Source organism: Bacillus sp. V26 (assembly GCF_034296245.1).
Taxonomy (GTDB): Bacteria; Bacillota; Bacilli; order Bacillales; family Bacillaceae; genus Bacillus; species Bacillus halotolerans.
Window position 1 is genome coordinate 191,514 of sequence record NZ_JAXKQF010000004.1, and the last position, 21,211, is coordinate 212,724.

Annotated in this window: 14 protein-coding genes; 10 read left to right on the forward strand and 4 right to left on the reverse strand. The window is 48.5% G+C overall.

What is annotated here, in order from left to right; all coding sequences use genetic code 11:
• Window positions 1-45: 45 nt before the first annotated feature.
• Together UJ203_RS14330 and UJ203_RS14335 are read left to right on the forward strand one after the other, a co-directional pair.
• The gene (locus tag UJ203_RS14330; RefSeq protein ID WP_322011751.1) at window positions 46-1,548 is read left to right on the forward strand and encodes a leucyl aminopeptidase; all 1,503 of its coding nucleotides are present in this window, start codon (window positions 46-48) and stop codon (window positions 1,546-1,548) included.
• 145 nt (window positions 1,549-1,693) lie between these two features.
• Complete coding sequence (locus UJ203_RS14335) at window positions 1,694-3,022, forward strand: Na+/H+ antiporter family protein (RefSeq protein ID WP_105955495.1); 1,329 nt, start codon at window positions 1,694-1,696, stop codon at window positions 3,020-3,022.
• Window positions 3,023-3,093: 71 nt separating this feature from the next.
• Here the strand turns inward: UJ203_RS14335 and UJ203_RS14340 are convergent, their stop codons facing one another.
• Complete coding sequence (locus tag UJ203_RS14340) at window positions 3,094-3,696, reverse strand: biotin transporter BioY (protein ID WP_305934753.1); 603 nt, start codon at window positions 3,694-3,696, stop codon at window positions 3,094-3,096.
• Between the two features lie 100 nt (window positions 3,697-3,796).
• Between UJ203_RS14340 and UJ203_RS14345 the strand changes: the two genes are divergently transcribed.
• From UJ203_RS14345 to UJ203_RS14380, 8 genes are all read left to right on the forward strand, one after another.
• Complete coding sequence (locus UJ203_RS14345) at window positions 3,797-4,393, forward strand: sulfite oxidase-like oxidoreductase (protein WP_105955493.1); 597 nt, start codon at window positions 3,797-3,799, stop codon at window positions 4,391-4,393.
• A gap of 212 nt (window positions 4,394-4,605) precedes the next feature.
• Entirely contained in the window at window positions 4,606-5,475 is an 870-nt protein-coding gene (gene besA / locus UJ203_RS14350; RefSeq protein WP_322011755.1) for a ferri-bacillibactin esterase BesA, read from the forward strand.
• A gap of 187 nt (window positions 5,476-5,662) precedes the next feature.
• Window positions 5,663-6,448, forward strand: a complete 786-nt coding sequence (locus tag UJ203_RS14355) for a 2,3-dihydro-2,3-dihydroxybenzoate dehydrogenase (RefSeq protein ID WP_322011757.1) — start codon at window positions 5,663-5,665, stop codon at window positions 6,446-6,448.
• Between the two features lie 25 nt (window positions 6,449-6,473).
• A complete protein-coding gene (gene dhbC / locus UJ203_RS14360) occupies window positions 6,474-7,670 on the forward strand; it encodes an isochorismate synthase DhbC (RefSeq protein ID WP_322011759.1) in 1,197 nt (398 codons plus the stop codon).
• A 28-nt stretch (window positions 7,671-7,698) separates the two neighbouring features.
• Entirely contained in the window at window positions 7,699-9,318 is a 1,620-nt protein-coding gene (locus UJ203_RS14365; RefSeq protein ID WP_322011761.1) for a (2,3-dihydroxybenzoyl)adenylate synthase, read from the forward strand.
• 25 nt (window positions 9,319-9,343) lie between these two features.
• The gene (locus UJ203_RS14370; RefSeq protein WP_322011763.1) at window positions 9,344-10,279 is read left to right on the forward strand and encodes an isochorismatase; all 936 of its coding nucleotides are present in this window, start codon (window positions 9,344-9,346) and stop codon (window positions 10,277-10,279) included.
• Between the two features lie 18 nt (window positions 10,280-10,297).
• Window positions 10,298-17,437 (forward strand): non-ribosomal peptide synthetase, encoded by a 7,140-nt coding sequence (locus UJ203_RS14375; protein ID WP_322011765.1) that lies wholly within the window; start codon window positions 10,298-10,300, stop codon window positions 17,435-17,437.
• Window positions 17,438-17,450: 13 nt separating this feature from the next.
• Entirely contained in the window at window positions 17,451-17,660 is a 210-nt protein-coding gene (locus UJ203_RS14380) for an MbtH family protein (protein WP_044158967.1), read from the forward strand.
• Window positions 17,661-17,711: 51 nt separating this feature from the next.
• Here the strand turns inward: UJ203_RS14380 and UJ203_RS14385 are convergent, their stop codons facing one another.
• The 3 genes from UJ203_RS14385 to UJ203_RS14395 form a co-directional block, all read right to left on the reverse strand.
• Complete coding sequence (locus UJ203_RS14385) at window positions 17,712-18,389, reverse strand: YukJ family protein (RefSeq protein ID WP_202852992.1); 678 nt, start codon at window positions 18,387-18,389, stop codon at window positions 17,712-17,714.
• A gap of 113 nt (window positions 18,390-18,502) precedes the next feature.
• Window positions 18,503-19,636 (reverse strand): alanine dehydrogenase, encoded by a 1,134-nt coding sequence (gene ald, locus UJ203_RS14390; RefSeq protein ID WP_322011768.1) that lies wholly within the window; start codon window positions 19,634-19,636, stop codon window positions 18,503-18,505.
• A gap of 101 nt (window positions 19,637-19,737) precedes the next feature.
• Complete coding sequence (locus UJ203_RS14395) at window positions 19,738-20,961, reverse strand: PucR family transcriptional regulator (protein ID WP_322011900.1); 1,224 nt, start codon at window positions 20,959-20,961, stop codon at window positions 19,738-19,740.
• Between the last annotated feature and the right edge of the window lie 250 nt (window positions 20,962-21,211).

A 21,211-nucleotide genomic window follows, 5' to 3' on the forward strand; every position in this document is an offset into this window, starting at 1 on the left:
CCATTGTTCATTACAAATACCCATTACGTTAGGAGTGTAAGCCTTATGTTTTATGCGGTTCAACAATTAGAGCATACTGAAACCCTAGTGGTCGGACTTTTTCAAAAAAGCCAGCTGACAGGCAAAGCAAAGGAAATTGATGAAAAACTGGAAGGCCATCTGACTCAGCTTCTGAAAGACGGTGATGTCTCTGCCAAACGGAATCAAGTATCAAAAGTATTCCCTCCGTCCTCCGCTGGTATGAAACGTATTTATTTCGTCGGTTTGGGAAGAGAGGCGAATTATTCATTTGAAGAGGCGAAGGAAAGCTTTGCCCATGTTTTTCAAGCCATTCATAAAGACAGAAAACAAGAGGCTGCCGTACTGCTTGACACATTTATTTGTGAAGAAGTGCCCGCAGCGGATGCCGCTCACGCATTAGCTGAGAGCTGCCTGCTTGCTTCTTATGAGGTGCAGGATTATAAGCACAAATCAAATGAGCCGGATAAACAGCTTGAATCCATCTATGCCGTCACAGATGAAGATACACAAGAAGTGCAGGCCGGGCTTCTTGTCGGCCAGGCATACGGGCAGGGCACAAATTCGGCAAGAACGCTTGTGAATATGCCGGGAAATATGCTGACAGCAACTGACCTGGCTTCATATGCGTCCGAGCTTGCGGCGAAATATGATTTTGAGTGTGAAATATTGGAGAAATCGGATATGGAGGAGCTCGGTATGGGCGGAATCCTTGCGGTAAACCAAGGCTCTGCCGAACCGCCCAAAATGATTGTCTTGAAGTATCAGGGCAAAAAGGAATGGGAAAATGTTATTGGACTTGTCGGAAAAGGAATTACCTTTGACACAGGCGGTTACTCTATTAAAACCAAAACAGGAATTGTCGGCATGAAATCCGATATGGGAGGAGCGGCAGCGGTCCTTGGTGCTATGGAAACGATCGGCGAGCTTCGTCCGGAGCAAAATGTGCTGGCTGTCATTCCGTCAACTGACAACATGATTTCAGGCGGGGCGATGAAGCCTGACGATGTCATCGTGTCATTAAGCGGAAAAACGATTGAAATCCTTAATACGGATGCAGAAGGAAGGCTTGTGCTTGCAGACGGCCTTACATATGCGAAACAGCATGGCGCGTCTGTTCTTGTTGATGTGGCAACACTCACTGGCGGCGTTGTTGTGGCATTGGGCACAGAAACAACCGGCGCCATGACAAATAACGAGAGCTTTTATCAGCGGGTAGCTGAAGCTGCGGAAGAGTGCGGTGAGGCCATCTGGCAGCTGCCGATTACAGAAAAGGATAAAAAACGTGTGAAAAACAGCCAAATGGCGGATTTAAACAATTCACCGGGACGGGAAGGCCATGCCATTATGGCAGGAACGTTTCTTGGTGAGTTTGCTGAAACGACTCCTTGGGTCCATCTTGATATTGCAGGCACAGCAACTTCAAGTAAAGCAACCTGCTTCGGTCCGTCCGGTGCAACCGGCGTCATGGCAAGAACACTGGCTACGCTGGCAGAAAGATTCACAGCGGAAGAAGACGCAAAAGCATAATAAATATAGCCCTGCAGCGATTTCGCGGCAGGGTTTTTTTTCTCCAAAATCTTTAGTTGACTAAAGTATCGTGAATATGATACGATACGTTCGTACTTTATTTATCTACTACATTAGCAAACTAAAGGATTTTTGGAGGGGTATCATGAATGCAGTCGTAATCGCAGTGCTGCTTATGCTTGTCTTAAGCCTTCTGCGTGTCAATATAGTTATTGCTTTAATCATAGGTGCTTTGGCCGGCGGCTTAACAGGAGGACTCGGCCTGGGTGAAACGGTTAAAGCCTTTACAGAAGGGCTCGGCGGAAATGCCACCGTTGCAGTCAGCTACGCTATGCTTGGTGCGTTTGCTGCGGCTTTAACGAAAACAGGTCTTCCGGATGCTATGGTGGAAGCTTCTGTGAAATTAATTGGAAACAAAGAAGATACTCGAAAAAAGGCACTGTCTAAAGTGCTTATCGTACTGATTATTTTAATCGTAGCTTGTTTTTCACAAAACGTGGTACCGGTTCACATCGCATTTATTCCTGTGCTGATACCGCCGCTTTTAAAAATCTTTAATGAGCTTGAAATGGACCGCAGGCTGATTGCGTGTGTGATTACGTTCGGCTTAACGGCTCCTTATATTGTACTGCCTGTTGGCTTCGGCCAGATATTCCAAGGCATGCTGAAGGACAACATGGCCGATGCGGGCTTAAACGTTCCGCTTGGCGATATCCCGTACGCGCTGATCATACCGGTTGCAGGCATGGTTGTCGGTTTGATTTTATCAGTAATCGTTTTTCGCAAACCAAAAGTGTATGAAACAAAAGAAATCTCAGGTGTAAAAGCATCTCCATATACGAAAAAAAGTCTGGGAATCGCGGTTCTCGCCATTGTAGTGTCACTCGGCGTCCAGCTTTATTTATCGCAGACCTTGGGAGTAGAAGGGATGATTATGGGGGCGCTGGCCGGCCTGATTATCCTGTTTGTCAGCGGTGTAATGAAACGTGACGAAGCGGATTCATTGATTACTGACGGTATGGTATTAATGGCCTTTATCGGATTTGTTATGCTTGTTGCAGCCGGTTTCTCAAATGTATTGACAAAAACCGGAGATGTCGAGTCATTGGTCAAAACATCAGCTGGTATTATCGGGCACAGTCAGTCACTGGGTGCATTGCTGATGCTGATTGTCGGCTTGCTGATTACAATGGGAATCGGCTCATCTTTTGCAACGATTCCGGTGATCACAACGATCTTTGTGCCTCTATGTATGCAGCTCGGATTCAGCCCGATGGCAACGATTGCGATTATCGGAGCGGCTGCCGCGCTTGGCGACGCCGGTTCACCTGCCAGCGACAGTACACTTGGGCCGACTTCGGGTCTGAGTGCGGACGGACAGCATCACCACATTTGGGACACTTGTGTGCCGACATTTATCTTTTATAACATTCCGCTTGTTATTTTTGGCTGGATTGCGGCGCTTGTCTTATAGAAAAAAGGCTCTCCTTAACGGGAGAGCCTTTTTTGATTATCATTTCAAAAAACCGTCCATCGGAACGGTTTTTAAGTGGACGATATTTGATGTCTGTTAAAGCCGGTTGCTTTATGAATAGAGCGGTAGATCGCAGGTGCGATAAACGTCAGCAGCACAGCCAGCGCCGTGTCTTTTACCATAAACCAAGTCATAAAGCCCCAAGCCGTGCCGTAGCTCACCGGTGTATGAATCCACAGATTCAGCGCAAGATACATATAGGTGGTGCCGATGATATACATAATGGCCGTTCCGATAAGAGAAGCAATCAGAAAACGGGTTTTACTTGGCTGAATTTTGCGTTCTAATAACCATCCAGCTGCGAATGCTGCAGGAATGTATGAGATAATGAAGCCGCCGCTTTTACCTGCAAATGGTGCGAAGCCCGCGGAAAACTGAGCGAACACTGGTGCCCCGGCCAATCCGACAAGCGCATATACAAGCATAGCGATCGCAGCGCGTTTGCTGCCGAGAAGCAAAGCCGCCAAGAGGCAGAAAAACGGCTGCATCGACAGCGGAATGCCGGCAACTTGCAAAAAGGGCGCGACTGATGTAATGTTGGCGCCGACAGCCATAAGTGCGGCGAACATGCCGATCAGCGCCATATCACCCGCACGAAGTTTAGGTTGTTTCATCGTTGTTCCCCCTTAGGTTTACATACACAATCATAGAGTAATAAAGATCTGAATGATTGTCAACATAAATAAAATTTAGGTTAACAAAAGGAGGATTTGCATGTATTTCGGAAAAATAAAACAGGCAGATCAGTCAGGAAGAGTGCCGCCCAATCAAAATGTGACGACTTCGTTTCCTGTGCTTCATACGGGGAACGTTCCGTATTATGAGGATATGACGAAGTGGAATCTGCAAGTATACGGATTGGTTGATCACCCTATGCTTTTAAGCTTTGAAGATATAAAAGCCTTTCCTCAGTGCGAATCAGAAAATGACATTCATTGTGTGACAGGCTGGTCGCGGCTTGATAATGTTTGGCAGGGGGTGCGGACAAGGGATATTGCGGAGAAAGCCGGTGTAAGAGAAGAGGCGGGCTATGTCATTTTACACGCGGAAGAGGGCTGGACGACAAATCTGCCGCTCGATGACTTTTTGGCTGAAACATCACTGCTCGCTTATGCGCATAACGGCGAACCTTTAACGCCTGAACACGGCTTCCCGTTGCGAGGGGTGTTTCCTCATTTGTATTTTTGGAAAAGCGCTAAGTGGCTGCGCGGCATCCAATTTACGAAAGAAAATCATCCGGGTTTTTGGGAGCAGAACGGCTATCATATGAGAGGTGACCCTTGGCAGAATCAGAGATTTACATGGGATTAAGGTTCTAGTAAACATAGGATAATCAGCATCTTTTTCAGGGTTTTATTTCCATATTGCTAGTCATCAGGTACCTTATTTAGATAAGGTGCCTTTTTTATTAAGGAAAAAGTTGACTTTGTTTGCCAGAAAACCTATTATTTGAGTTGTCTAGTTGATAGTGAAAATCATTATCATAAATGCAGCCAGTTTTAAGGAGAGGAATGTCGTACTGCATGATTGAGAAAAAAACAGATGGGGCTAAAGGCGGGACCTATAACGCATTTACCATTCCGGGAACGGAAGTGCGTAAAATGTCTTCACGCAATGGCAGCCGCGGCTATCAGATCTTTATCTCAAAACCGAGCACAGAGCCGCCGCCTTCTGGTTATCCGGTTATTTATCTGCTCGATGCCAATTCTATTTTCGGTACAATGTCGGAAGCTGTTCGAGTGCAGGGGCGCCGTCCTGAGAAAACAGGGGTGATTCCCGCTGTGATTGTCGGTATTGGCTATGACACAACAGAACCGTTTTCTTCTGCGCGCCACCGGGATTTTACAATGCCTACGTCTTACTCGGAGCTGCCGGTAAGGCCTGACGGCAAAGAATGGCCGGAGCATGGCGGAGCGGGGGACTTTTTAAGATTTATTGAAGAGGATCTCAAACCGGAGATTGAACAAGATTATGAGATTGACAGAAACAGACAAACGATCTTTGGCCACTCTCTTGGCGGGCTCTTCGTTTTGCAGGTGCTCTTAACGAAACCGGATGCATTCCAAACGTATATCGCGGGCAGTCCGTCCATTCATTGGAATAAACCATTTATTGAAAAGGAAACTGAGCGTTTCGCTTCCTGTTTAAAGAAAAACGGTCAGCCTGTCAATCTTCTGCTTGCGGCAGGAGAATTGGAAAAGCATCATAAATGCCGAATGAACGATAACGCGAAGGAGCTTTACGAGCGGCTGTCTACTTTGACTGACCAAGGCGTACGGACAGAATTTTGCGAGTTTTCAGGAGAAGGACATATTTCGGTTCTTCCTGTTTTGGTCAGCAGGGCATTGCGTTTCGCGCTTCACCCTGACGGCCCGCACATTTCAATGAGCTGAGAATTGTCTCAGCTCCCATATTTGTCACAAAAATTATATTTGACTGTCGGATGACATAAGGATATGATTATTTTTATAATTGATAATGATAATCATTATCAATAGATTACGATTAATGGTAAGGTGAAGCAGTCTTTTTCGCAAAATGTCATTTTTGGCGTTACAAGCGAAGAAAGGAAATGATGAAATGAATGTAAGAGGTATAGAAGGCAAGATCGCACTGATTACAGGGGCTGCCCAAGGAATAGGTGAAGCTGTTGCGCGGACGCTTGCCGGTCAGGGGGCGCACATTGCTGCGGTTGATTACAATCCAGAAAAGCTTGAAAAAGTCGTGAACAGCCTCAAAGCTGAGGGGGGTCATGCCGAAGCCTTTCCGGCGGATGTGAGAGACAGTGCGGCGATTGACGATATCACGGCTAGAATCGAACGTGACATGGGCCCGATTGACATATTGGTGAACGTAGCGGGTGTGCTTCGGCTAGGGCTGATTCATTCTCTCAGTGATGAGGAATGGGAGGCCACTTTCTCAGTGAATTCGACTGGTGTTTTTAACGCGTCGCGCTCAGTCAGCAAATATATGATGAACCGCAGATCCGGTTCGATTGTAACAGTAGGATCAAATGCAGCCGGTGTGCCAAGGACGTCTATGGCGGCATACGCCTCATCAAAGGCAGCGGCCGTGATGTTTACAAAGTGCCTTGGCCTTGAGCTTGCAGAATACAACATTCGCTGCAATATTGTTTCTCCCGGATCTACGGAAACAGACATGCAGTGGTCCTTATGGGCTGATGAAAATGGAGCAGAACAAGTCATCAAAGGATCGCTTGATACATTTAAAACGGGAATTCCGCTCAAAAAACTGGCCCAGCCTTCGGATATTGCTGATGCCGTGCTCTTTTTGGTTTCTGAGCAGGCAGGCCATATTACGATGCATAATTTATGTGTAGATGGCGGCGCGACCTTAGGCGTATAACGTAACTCAAAGGAGGTTTATGAAGATGTTGGAACAAAACGTTATATCTGAAACAAAGGCGGAGCATTTGCTTCGTGATTATCAGCCGGGCACTTTTTTCCTGGCTTCCCCTCACCGTGTGCTGCTTGGAAAAGGAATAAGTGAAACCGTGCCGGATGCAGACGGCCAAAACCAATTAGAAACCTTACCCAGCCGCATTGCTGAGGCGCTTAACAAAGCAAAGCAATCGGGGCAAAGCCGTCCGGTTGTTGTGGGAGCTGTTCCATTTGATCATTTGAAATCGCCCCGGCTCGTCGTTCCGGGCGAGGTACGGTGGTCGGGACCGCTTCAATTCGATCATGCCAACATCGAACAGCAGCGGGAACATACATATCAAATACAGCCTGTACCTGCACCGGAGGACTATAAAAAAGGTGTAGAACAAGGATTGGCAAGCATTGCTGACGGCACACTCAGCAAAATTGTCCTGTCCAGATCGCTGCATCTGACATCATCTGAAGCGATACAAACGGGTGAACTGCTTCACCATCTGGCGCGGCACAATACACACGGTTATACTTTTGCAGCCGATGTATCCGGCCAAGATGATTCATCTTCCCATCGGACATTACTCGGAGCAAGTCCGGAGCTTCTCGTTTCGAGAATGGGAACTCAGGTGGTATCCAATCCGTTAGCGGGCTCTAGACCTCGCAGTGATGATCCTGTTGAGGACCAGCGCCGGGCCGATGAATTGCTTTCCTCCGCAAAGGATCTTCATGAGCATGCTGTTGTGGCTGATGCGGTTGCCGCCGGGCTGCGGCCTTTTTGCCGGACGCTGGACGTTCCGGAAAAGCCTTCGCTGATCCAAACTGAGACGATGTGGCATTTGTCCAGTGTCATTAAAGGAGAGCTTTCTGATCCGACTGTAACCGCGCTGGAACTAGCCGCCGCGCTTCATCCTACGCCGGCAGTCTGCGGAACACCGACTGACCTTGCAAGAGAAGCCATCCGGGAAATTGAACCTTTTGACCGCGGTTTCTTCACCGGCATGGTAGGATGGTGTGACGATGCAGGCGATGGCGAATGGATCGTTACGATTCGCTGTGCAGAGGCTGAAGAACGTTCACTTCGTCTTTTTGCAGGTGCCGGTGTTGTAGCCGGATCAAAAGCAGAGGACGAGCTCCAGGAGACATCCGCAAAGTTTCGAACAATGCTTCGGGCAATGGGTGTCAATCACATATGATCAGAAATAAATGCAGGAGGGAAACAGCATGCTGAATGGATTTACGCCTTGGCCCAAGGAGTTTGCGGAAAAGTACCGGGAGAACGGGTGCTGGGCCGGTGAGACTTTTGGAGACATGTTAAGAGACAGGGCTGCCAAACATGGCGATCGTATCGCGATTACATGCGGGGACACCCATTGGAGCTATCAAGAGCTTGACACAAGGGCTGACTCTCTGGCAGTCGGATTGCAGAAGCTCGGTATTAAACAAATGGATCGTGTAGTGGTGCAGCTGCCGAATATCGCGGAGTTTTTCGAAGTCATCTTTGCGCTTTTTCGGCTGGGAGCGCTCCCGGTCTTTGCACTGCCCTCTCATCGAAGCAGTGAGATTACATATTTTTGCGAGTTTGCAGAAGCGGAGGCTTATATCATCCCCGATTCTTATTCGGGATATGACTACCGCACACTTGCCAGACAGGTTCAAAGCAAGCTGCCGTCCTTGAAACACATCATTGTCGCAGGTGAGGCGGAGGAATTCCAGCCGCTTGAGGCATTGCATACAGAACCTGGCGAGCTGCCTGAAGTAAAATCTTCGGATGTGGCGTTTCTCCAGCTTTCTGGCGGAAGCACCGGCTTATCGAAGCTGATACCGCGAACCCATGATGACTATATATACAGCCTGCGGATGAGTGCGGAGGTTTGCTGGCTTGATCACAGCACTGTGTACTTGGCCGCATTGCCGATGGCGCACAATTACCCGCTGAGCTCACCCGGGGTGCTAGGCGTATTATACGCTGGAGGAAAAGTGGTTTTATCTCCTTCTCCGAGTCCGGACGACTCGTTCCCTTTGATTGAACGGGAACAGGTGACAATAACAGCTCTTGTCCCGCCGCTTGCAATGGTATGGATGGACGCTGCTGTCTCACGAGATGACGATTTATCAAGCCTTCAAGTGCTGCAGGTAGGCGGCGCGAAATTCAGCGCTGAAGCCGCGCGCAAAGTGAAATCTGTATTCGGCTGCACCTTGCAGCAGGTCTTCGGAATGGCAGAAGGACTCGTTAATTATACAAGGCTTGATGACCCGGAGGAAGTTATTGTTAATACCCAAGGTAAGCCGATGTCTTCTTATGATGAAATACGTGTGTGGGATGACCAGGACCGTGACGTGAAACCTGGTGAAACGGGGCACCTGCTGACACGGGGACCGTATACGATCCGGGGATACTATAAGGCTGATGAGCACAATGCGGCTTCGTTTACCGAGGACGGCTTTTACCGCACTGGCGATCTAGTGAGACTGACACCCGACGGTTATGTTGTCGTGGAAGGACGGGCAAAGGATCAAATCAACCGCGGCGGAGAAAAAGTGGCGGCTGAAGAGGTTGAAAATCATCTTCTGGCGCATCCGGCTGTGCATGATGCGGCAATGGTCTCAATGCCTGACCAATTTCTTGGTGAAAGATCATGTGTTTTCATTATTCCCCGGGATCAAGCGCCGAAAGCCGCAGAGCTCAAAGCTTTTCTAAGAGAACGCGGGCTTGCAGCATATAAAATTCCAGACCGGATCGAATTTGTTGAGTCCTTCCCGCAGACAGGGGTAGGAAAGGTAAGCAAAAAGGCGCTTCGCGAAGCGATCGCCGAAAAACTTCTTGCAGGTTCGAAAAAATAGAAACGATTTGAAAGGGAGTGTTCAAATGGCTATTCCTGCCATTCAGCCGTATCAAATGCCGACAGCGTCTGATATGCCAACAAACAAAGTATCATGGGTGCCTGATCCAAATCGGGCAGTCTTCTTAATACACGATATGCAGAACTATTTTGTCGACGCGTTTACAGCAGGAGCGTCTCCGGTAACAGAGCTTTCAGCAAATATACGCAAACTGAAGGATCAATGTGTTCAGCTCGGAATACCTGTTGTCTATACAGCGCAGCCAGGCAGTCAAAATCCGGAGGACCGGGCATTGCTGACTGATTTTTGGGGACCTGGATTAAGCAGCGGTCCTTACGAGGAAAAAATTGTGGCCGAGCTTGCACCGGAAGACAATGATCTCGTATTGACAAAATGGAGATACAGCGCATTTAAGAGAACGAATCTGCTTGAGATCATGCGTGAACAGGGGCGCGATCAGCTGATCATCTCCGGGATTTATGCTCATATTGGCTGTCTCGTTACAGCATGTGAAGCGTTTATGGAGGATATCGAAGCATTTTTTGTTGCTGATGCAGTTGCGGACTTTTCTCGGGACAAGCATAAAATGGCGCTTGATTATGCGGCTGGGCGCTGTGCGTTTACGCTGATGACCGACAGCTTGCTTGATCAGCTGAAACATACGCCTTCTGCGGCTCAAAAGTCATCAGAAAAAGCTGAAAAACATGTATTTACCTGCGAGAGTATCCGAACACAAATTGCTGAGCTTCTTCAAGAATCGCCTGATGATATTGCAGATAATGAAGACTTACTGAATAGGGGACTTGATTCTGTAAGGATCATGACATTAGTTGAACAATGGCGCCGTGAAGGAGCCGAGGTGACATTCGTCGAACTGGCTGAACGGCCGACAATAGAAGAATGGCAGAAATTGCTTTCAATCCGCATTGAAAGAGTGCTGCCAAACGCGGACTATTTATAAAAGGAGGTAAAAAAACGGATGCCTGATACAAAAGATCTTCAATATTCTTTAACCGGAGCGCAAACCGGTATTTGGTTTGCTCAGCAGCTTGATCCGGACAATCCAATCTACAATACAGCCGAATATATAGAAATCAACGGCCCAATCGACATTTCTCTTTTTGAAGAAGCTTTACGGCACGTGATAAAAGAAGCGGAATCACTTCATGTCCGCTTTGGTGAAGATATGGACGGGCCTTGGCAGATGATGAATCCATCACCGGATGTACAGCTCCAAGTCATTGACGTCAGCTCTGAGCCTGATCCGGAAAAGACAGCTTTACACTGGATGAAAGCTGATTTGGCAAAGCCGGTCGATTTACAGCAAGACCCATTGTTCCGCGAAGCTTTGTTTAAAGCCGGGCCACAGCGTTTCTTTTGGTATCAGCGCATTCACCATATAGCGATCGACGGCTTTGGGTTTTCTCTGATCGCCCAGCGGGTTGCACATGCTTATACTGCACTTGCAGGAGGGCGGTCCGCTGATGATCGTTCCTTCGGCTCTTTGCAGGATATTTTGGAGGAGGACGCAGCGTACCGCGCATCTGAAACATATGAAGAGGATCGGCAATTCTGGCTGAATCGTTTTGCGGACAGGCCTGAAGTTGTCAGTTTAGCAGAACGGGCGCCGCGAACCTCAAAACGCTTTCTGCGCCAGACTGCTTATTTGCCGCCATCAGATGTAAACGCGCTGAAAGAGGCGGCGCGCTATTACGCCGGAAGCTGGCATGAAGTCGTGATTGCGGTATCAGCTGCTTATGTGCACCGTATGACCGGCTCTGAGGATGTTGTGCTCGGACTGCCTATGATGGGACGGATGGGATCGGCATCCCTGAATGTTCCGGCTATGGTGATGAATCTTCTCCCGCTGAGGCTGTCTGTGAGTCCTTCGATGAGCTTTTCTGAGCTTGTGCTGCAAATTTCCCGGGAAATCCGCAGTATCCGGCAGCATCATAAATACCGCCATGAGGAAATGCGGCGGGATCTGAAACTAATAGGAGAAAATCATAGATTATTTGGCCCGCAAATTAATCTTATGCCTTTTGATTACGGTCTCGACTTTGCCGGAGCCCGGGGGACGACGCACAATCTGTCAGCCGGTCCTGTTGATGATTTGTCGATAAATGTCTATGACAGAACAGACGGAAGCGGGCTGCGAATTGATATGGATGCCAATCCTGAAGTATACAGCGAGTCAGAAATAAAGGTCCATCAGCAGCGGATCTTACAGCTTTTACAAACGGCGTCAGCCGGTGAGGACATGCTGATTGGACAAATGGAATTTCTTTTGCCTGCGGAAAAAGCACGGGTCATAAGCGAATGGAATGAGACAGCAAAATCCGAGCGGCTTCTCAGCCTTCCGGATATGTTTCAGGAGCAGGCTGACCGTTCCCCTGAACGTATCGCCCTGATTTGCGATCACATTCAATTAAGCTATCAAGAGCTGAATGAACAAGCAAACCGCCTCGCGCATCTTTTGATAGAAAAAGGGCTTGGGCCGGAGCAGTTTGTCGCCTTGGCCCTGCCGCGGTCTTCCGAGATGGTAGCTGCAATGCTCGCCGTACTAAAGACTGGTGCTGCTTATCTTCCGCTTGATCCGGAATTTCCTGCCGACAGAATTTCATACATGCTGAAGGATGCAAAGCCATCATGCATTATAACGACTGAGGAAATTGCAGACAGTCTGCCTGACGATCTAACGGCACCGCAGCTTGTGCTGGATCTGCCTGTGACAAAAGAGATTGTGAAGCGTTATTCTGCCGACAACCCAAATGTACATGTATCTCTTGCCCATCCGGCGTATATCATCTATACATCAGGATCAACAGGAAGGCCAAAGGGTGTTGTTGTCACGCTGAAAAGTTTAAGTAATTTTCTGCTGTCTATGCAGGAGACATTTTCTCTCAATGAACAAGACAGGCTGCTGGCTGTGACGACTGTCGCTTTTGATATTTCTGCTTTAGAATTATTCCTCCCGCTTATCAGCGGAGCGAGTATTGTTGTTGCTCAAAAAGATACAATCCGTGAGCCGCAGGCATTAGCTGAAATGATTGAATATTTTGATATAACGATTATGCAGGCAACGCCGACCCTGTGGCATGCGTTGGTCACAAACGAACCTGAGAAACTTCGGGAGCTCAGGGTGCTTGTCGGGGGAGAGGCGCTTCCGAGCGGGCTTTTGGAGGCCTTGCACGTGCTTGATTGTCCAGTGACTAATTTATACGGTCCTACTGAAACAACCATTTGGTCTGCGGCAGCTTTTCTCGAAAAAGGAGTACAGGGTGTGCCTCCGATCGGAAAGCCGATTTGGAATACGCAGGTATATGTGCTCGATAATAGTTTGCAGCCCGTTCCGCCAGGCATTGTTGGAGAGCTCTATATTGCGGGAACCGGATTGGCCCGCGGATATTTAGGGCGCCCTGATTTAACGGCGGAGCGCTTTGTTGCTGATCCGTACGGACCGCCGGGCACACGGATGTACCGGACCGGAGATCAGGCCCGCTGGCGTGCGGATGGGTCTCTGGATTACATCGGGCGGGCCGATCATCAAATCAAGATTCGCGGTTTCCGCATTGAGCTTGGAGAAATTGATGCCGTGCTTGCTAAACATCCTCAAATGAAACAGGCTGCGGTTGTCGTTCGAGAGGACCAGCCGGGAGATAAACGATTGGTGGCGTATCTGGTCGTTTCTTCAGCTCTAGATATTGCTGAGCTTCGCCATTATGTCGGTGCCAGCCTGCCTGATTATATGGTGCCTGCGGCATTTGTGGAGATCGATGAACTGCCATTAACACCTAACGGCAAGCTTGACCGGAAAGCATTGCCGGCACCTGATTTTGGGGCGTCTGTCACTGATCGGGGACCGCGAACGCCTCAAGAAGAGATACTGTGTGATCTGTTTGCGGAGGTTCTAGGTCTTGCACGCGTAGGCATCGATGACAGTTTCTTCGAGCTGGGCGGCCATTCTCTCCTTGCTGCCCGTTTGATGAGCCGTATTCGTGAGACGATGGGAGCTGAGCTGGGCATCGCGAAGCTCTTTGACGAACCGACAGTTGCCGGACTTGCTGCACATCTTGATCAGGCGCAGAGTGTCCGTCCCGCTTTGCAAAGAGCTGAACGTCCTGAGAACATTCCGCTTTCTTTTGCACAGCGCCGGCTATGGTTCCTCCATTGTCTGGAAAGGCCAAGTCCTACATATAATATCCCGGTTGCCGTCCGTCTTTCAGGTGAACTGAACCAAGAAGCGCTGCAAGCGGCCCTATATGATCTCATCAGCCGCCATGAAAGCCTTCGGACCATTTTCCCTGAATCACAGGGGACATCTTATCAGCGCATTTTGGACGCCGATCAAGCCCGTCCTGATTTATATGTTACAGAAATGAAGAAAGAGGAGCTTTCTGAGAGGCTTGCCGATGCTGCTCGCTACAGCTTTGACCTTGCAGCTGAGCCTGCTTTCCGGGCCGAGCTTTTTGTTATCGGTCCCGACGAGTACGTGCTGCTGCTGCTCATGCACCATATTGTCGGAGACGGATGGTCATTGACTCCTCTGACTCGTGATCTGGCTGCTGCTTATACCGCCCGCTGTCACGGGAGAGCTCCCGAATGGACACCGCTTGCGGTGCAGTATGCGGATTATGCGCTCTGGCAGCAAAGTCTGCTCGGAAGCGAGCATGATCCAGACAGTTTGATTGCCGGTCAGCTTGCTTTCTGGAAAGAAAGACTGAAAGATCTGCCCGATCAGCTCGAGCTGCCAACCGATTATTCACGGCCTGCTGAGCCGAGTCATCAAGGAGATACAATCCATTTCCATATAGACTCAGAGCTTCACAGCCGATTGCTGGAGCTGGCCCGTGCCAATAGAGTAAGTCTGTTTATGGTGCTACAATCAGGACTTGCCGCCTTGCTGACAAGGCTCGGAGCTGGAACTGATATTCCGATTGGAAGTCCGATTGCGGGGCGGAATGACGATGCGCTTAGTGATCTTGTGGGACTGTTTATCAATACATTGGTGCTCAGAACAGACACCTCTGGTGATCCGAGTTTCCGTGAGCTTCTTGACAGAGTGCGGGAAGTGAATCTGGCAGCCTATGAAAATCAGGATCTGCCGTTTGAGAGACTTGTAGAGGTGCTCAATCCTGCTCGCTCCCGGGCGACGCATCCATTATTCCAAGTCATGCTCGCGTTCCAGAACACACCTGACGCAGAGCTGAGCCTGCCTGGTACAGAAAGCAGCCTGCGCATTCACAGCGTAGGATCTGCCAAATTTGATTTAACAATAGAAATCAGTGAAAGCCGTCTTGATGACGGGACGCCAAATGGACTGGAAGGCCTGCTTGAGTACAGCACCGATCTATTTAAACGGGAAACTGTTCAAGCCCTTGCTGATCGCCTTCTGCGGCTGCTGAAGGCTGCCGAGGCTGATCCTGATCAGGAAATCGGAAGACTGGATATTCTTGCACAAGAGGAACGCAGCATCACGGTAACGGATTGGCAAAGTGTTTCTGAAAAGATTCCGCAAGCGTGTCTTCCGGAGCTGTTTGAGAAACAAGCTGCGCTGAGCCCTGATTCCATTGCTGTCGTTTATGAAGATCAGGCGATGAGCTATATGGAGCTGAATGAAAGGGCGAACCGGCTTGCCAGGCTGCTGATCAGTAAAGGCGTCGGACCGGAGCAATTTGTGGCATTAGCTTTGTCTCGCTCATTGGATATGACTGTTAGCCTGTTAGCGGTACTAAAAGCGGGAGCTGCATACCTGCCGCTTGATCCGGACTATCCGGCTGACCGCATCGCTTTTATGCTGAGCGATGCGCGGCCTGCATTTATCATCACGAGCTCACAGGCGGAAAATCAAATCCCGCATGCAGAAAATGTGCAGAACATTGTGCTGGATGATCCGGAATTACGCGAAAAACTAAAAACATACAGCCCTTTGAATCCGGATAATACGGACAGGATTCGCCCGCTGTCACCTTTCAGCACGGCTTATGTTATTTATACATCCGGTTCAACAGGCGTTCCAAAAGGCGTCATGATTCCTCACCAAAATGTGACGAGGTTATTTGGAGCGACCGATCACTGGTTCCATTTCGGTTCAGACGACGTGTGGACAATGTTCCATTCCTACGCGTTTGACTTTTCTGTTTGGGAGATTTGGGGACCTTTGCTGCACGGCGGCCGCCTTGTTATCGTGCCTCATGACATCAGCAGATCTCCGGAAGCGTTTCTGCGTCTGCTGGTAAAAGAGGGTGTGACTGTTTTGAACCAGACACCATCAGCGTTCTATCAGTTTATGCAGGCGGAAAGGGAGCAGCCTGATCTCGGACAGGCGCTCAGCCTTCGATATGTTGTTTTTGGCGGAGAAGCGCTTGAACTCAGCCGTTTAGAGGATTGGTATCATCGCCACCCTGAACAGGCGCCGAAACTGATCAATATGTATGGTATTACTGAAACAACAGTGCACGTCAGCTATATCGAATTAGACCGGAATATTGCAGCTTTACGAGCAAACAGCCTGATCGGCTGCGGAATTCCCGATCTTGGGGTGTATGTGCTGGATGAGCGTTTACAGCCGGTTCCGCCGGGTGTGGCTGGAGAACTGTATGTGTCAGGCGCCGGATTGGCCCGAGGCTATTTAGGACGGCCCGGTTTAACGGCGGAACGCTTCATCGCTGACCCGTTCGGGCCTCCGGGCACACGGATGTACCGCACGGGAGATGTAGCCCGCAGGCGTGCTGACGGTTCTCTGGATTATGTCGGCCGTGCCGATCATCAAGTGAAAATCCGGGGCTTCCGGATTGAACTGGGAGAAATTGAAGCTGCGCTTGTTCAGCATTCACAGCTGGAAGATGCGGCAGTGATCGTTCGTGAGGACCAGCCGGGAGATAAACGTTTGGCAGCTTATGTCATACCTTCCTCGGAAGAAACGTTTGATACGGCGGAACTGCGCAGGTATGCTGCTGAAAGACTGCCAGATTACATGGTGCCTTCAGCCTTTGTGACGATGAAAGAATTGCCGCTGACGCCGAATGGAAAGCTTGACCGTAAAGCGTTGCCTGCTCCAGATTTTGCTGCTGCGGTGACAGGTCGCGGGCCGAGAACCCCGCAAGAAGAAATCCTTTGTGACTTGTTTATGGAAGTGCTTCATTTGCCGCGTGTCGGTATTGATGACCGTTTCTTCGATTTGGGCGGACATTCCCTGCTCGCAGTTCAGCTGATGAGCCGCATACGTGAAGCGCTCGGGGTTGAACTCAGCATTGGCAATCTATTTGAAGCGCCGACTGTGGCAGGGCTTGCCGAAAGACTGGAGATGGGATCAAGCCAAAGCGCACTTGATGTTTTGCTGCCGCTCCGAACAAGCGGAGACCGGCTTCCGTTGTTTTGCGTACATCCGGCGGGCGGACTTAGCTGGTGTTATGCCGGACTGATGACATCTTTAGGAACGGATTATCCCATCTATGGACTGCAAGCGCGGGGAATTGGACAGCAGGAGGCGCTTCCGAAAACACTCGATGACATGGCTGCCGACTATATAGAACAGATTCGGACGATCCAGCCGAAAGGGCCGTACCATTTGCTTGGCTGGTCCCTAGGCGGAAATGTCGTTCAAGCAATGGCAACACAGCTGCAAAAGCAAGGGGAAGACGTTTCTCTATTGGTGATGCTGGACGCCTACCCAAACCACTTCCTTCCTATAAAAGAGGCACCGGATGATGAGGAAGCGCTTATTGCCCTCCTCGCGTTAGGCGGGTACGACCCAGACAGCTTAGGAGACAAACCGCTTGATTTTGAAACAGCCATTGAGATTCTGCGGCGAGACGGAAGCGCACTTGCCAGTCTGGACGAATCGGTCATTTTGAATCTAAAGAATACGTACGTTAATTCTGTCGGCATTTTAGGTTCATATGCACCGAAAACCTTCCGTGGAGATGTTCTGTTTTTCAGATCAACTATCATTCCTGATTGGTTTGACCCGATTGAACCTGATTCGTGGAAGCCTTATATTGACGGACAAATTGAACAAATCGACATTGACTGCCGCCATAAAGATCTCTGTCAGCCGGAACCGCTCGCAGTCATCGGCCGGGTTCTGGCGGCTAAATTGGAAGAAATGAATCAATAAAGGAGGAAAAGCAATGGCAAATCCTTTTGAAAATGCGGATGGCATATACCTTGTTCTCATCAATGAAGAGGGCCAATATTCCTTGTGGCCCGGCTTTATCGATGTGCCGAGCGGCTGGACAGTCGTTCATGAACAAAAAGGGCGTGAGGCTTGTCTGGACTACATCCAATCGCATTGGAGCGATATGAGGCCGAACAGCCTAAAGCCTGTCGAAAATGTCTAAATGCATTGAGGGTAAAAAAAGAGACTGCAGCAGGCAGTCTCTTTTTCTATCTTACGCAGACGTTTGGGTATGATCGCAATCTCTGACGGGGTTCCCGTTTTCATCCGTACACCATGACTGGGATAAGAACGCCAAAAACACAGCCGCCCACTGATCGGCAAATTGAATCAGAATACCTCCGTCATGCCAAGAGCCGTTGTCTTTTTTCCAGCGGGTATCCAGCGCATTGCCTTGATTCATGTGGATATTGTGCATACCGTTTGTCGGGGTAAAGCCGAATATTTTATCTGCCGCCTGTTCAGGTCCAAATTTTGATCCAAATATATAAACCGGCGCTTTCTCTTCTTTCGCTTTCTTCATATACGTTTCAATAAAGTCATTTAAATCATTATCAGGCCCCGTGATTTCATGAGGCAAAGGCTTCATTTCCCGTGAATCAAAAAGATTGCCCCGCACGTAATCCAGGGCTACTTCACGATTTTCGTCATTGATCTTCGTATATCCATACGGCATGTTCGGAAGAACGGTAATTGAGCTCGAATCAAACTGATCATCAGCTAAATACAATACTTCTGATTCCTCGGAACTGGACATGACATTGATGGCGCACCTGTAATACGTATTCTCTTCACCGAGCATCTTCACTTGGAAATGAGGACTGTCATCATCTGTTTCCCGCTTCATATCTAAGACAACGCCTTTTAACACGCCATATTGCTGAACAGCCATATGAATCCTCCTTTATGATCAAGTTCTTCGTTTTAATTCGAGAAATCATTTCCATTTTCCTTTTTAAAAGATAAAAAAAGCCTGCAGAAATTTTTCTGCAAGCTCCATATGAATTAAGCGCCCGCCACTGATTCATCCTGTAAGGCTTTCTCGGCAGGGACATATTCGTATCCTAAATCTTTGGCAACCGCCTCATAGGTTACGTGGCCGTTTGCTGTGTTTAATCCCGCTCTTAGTGCCGCATTGTCCGCGAGAGCTTTTGCTGCCCCTTTGTTTGCGATTTGCAGCGCGTATGGAACCGTGACGTTCGTTAAAGCAATTGTTGATGTGCGAGGCACAGCGCCCGGCATGTTCGCAACAGCATAGTGAACGACGCCGTGTTTTTCATATGTCGGCTGATCATGTGTCGTAATGTGATCGACAGTTTCGACGATCCCGCCTTGGTCAATTGCAACGTCCACAATCACTGAACCAGGCTTCATTTGTTTCACCATTTCCTCTGTGACGAGCGTCGGAGCTTTAGCACCAGGGATTAACACGGCGCAAATAAGAAGGTCCGCTTCGGCTACCGAGTCGGCGATATTGACCGGGTTAGAAATTAACGTTTTAATTTGATGGCCGAATATATCATCAAGCTGACGCAGGCGATCCGCGTTTAAGTCGATGATTGTCACATCCGCACCCAGGCCGACAGCCATTTTCGCCGCGTTGGTTCCGACCGCGCCTCCTCCGATAATGGTTACCTTTCCGCGGGCAACGCCAGGCACTCCGGCAAGGAGGATTCCTTTTCCGCCTTTAGGTTTTTCCAGGAACTGCGCTCCGATTTGCGCTGCCATTCTGCCTGCCACCTCGGACATCGGTGTAAGCAGAGGCAATGTCCGTCCCTCACTTACCGTTTCATACGCGATCGCTGTGACGCCATTATCCTTCAGTGCCTGTGCAAGCTCCGGTTCAGCCGCTAAGTGGAGGTAAGTAAACAGTACAAGCCCTTTACGGAAGTATGCATACTCTTCCGGAAGCGGTTCTTTGACCTTCATGACCATTTCAGCGTCCCAGACCTGTTTCGGATCAGCAATGATTTCCGCTCCTGCTGACTCATAAGCTTCATTTTCAAAGCCGCTTCCAAGGCCTGCGCCTGATTCAACCAGCACGCGGTGACCGTTTGAAACGAGCTGTGAAACGCCCCCAGGCGTCAATGCGACACGGTTTTCATTGTTTTTTATCTCTTTAGGAACCCCAATGATCATATCTATTTCCTCCCGTATATGTGATATGTTTAGTGTAGCTTGATTTTTTGGAAAATTCTTTGTTTGAAAAAGAAAATAAAAAAACAAGGGTTTGTGAAATTTCACAAACCCTTGTTTCGAAGTTTGATATCCAAATATATAGTAAACTTTTGATTCACATTTTTTAAATCGATCTCAGCGATCTGGCTGATTCGCTTCAGCCGGTAATTCAATGTATTAACGTGAATATTCAAGATCTTAGAGGCGGTATTCACATTGCTGTCGGCTTCAATAAAACGTTCGAGCGTTTCGACCATATTGGACTGGTGATCCCGGTCGTACTGCTCGAGTTTTGAAAGGGAGTAGTTGAAATATCCCGTTTGCTTCCGTTTCTCATCTAACACGTCTAAGTATTGATAAATGCCTAATTCTGAAAAACTGAAAAGATGCTTGGTTTCTTCAGCAAACCGTTCCTTTGCTTTTAATACGGACAATGCTTCCTGATATGAACGGCAGACAAACGAAATGGAGTTGTATATTCCGCCAATTGCAATAGAAGCATCCTCTATTTTATAACGTTCCCTCAGCTGCCTTTGCGTGCTGAAAGCGAACTGTTTTAAATCTTGAAAAGGACGATCCGTTTTTGGCGCGGTTAAAATGATAAGTTCATTGGAATCAACGGTCGTCAGCAGAGCATGAACCTGCTGGGTCGTTTCCTGCAGATAATGAAGCTGCTGTTCTGTTTTTTCGGTCAGCTCGCCGTTTACCCGGATGATCATCACGGAAAATTCAGAGGGAACGACCATTCCAAGCTTGTTAAACCCATCCGTCATGTCCTGTTCTTGATAGATGTGTCCGGTCAGCATTTTCCAGAAAAATTCTTGGCTGCGCTCCTCATTTTTCGTTTTTCGGATCTGAAGCTTAAGCAGCTTGTTTCTGACTGCATTAGCCGCCATTTTTAATGTCAGCAGATCATCATCCGACAGTGTTTTTTGAATTTCAAGCGCCCAAATAAACCCCAGCACCTGGTTGTTCTTCCAAATCGAAATCGCGACGCGGTTGCTTAAGCCGACTTCGTCAATTTCCTTCACTCTGATCGGCTGGTCCGTTTTTAGCAGTGCGGGAATCGTCCCGTCTTTCCACAATTTATTAATAACCTTCTCCGGCACTCTTCTGCCAATGATCGTAGACGTCCGTGCAGGATCAGTACAATCGCTGTGGGTGCTGTAGGCTAGCAGTTTGTGGTTCACATCTTCAATGGTGATCGGACATTGCAGCACTTCACTGATATGATCAGCCACATCTTCCAGTCTGTCAAAACTGTATTTAAACGGATCCTTTGGCATGGTCATCATTATCCCTACTTTTCCATCCTTTTATTCTTTGCTCTCTTTGACATCAAATCGTCTTGCTTTTATTATGATTGTTCTTGTTTGTGAAAATCAACAACAAAGAATGACAGTATAATAGAAGTGAACAAAGTCAAAAAACACTTTTTAAATATAATGAGGTACATGTTCTGCTTGGGCCAGGAACTGACTGATGAATATTTCTGAAAAACTGAACCTTTCAAAGATGGTGCTGTAGCATCAAATT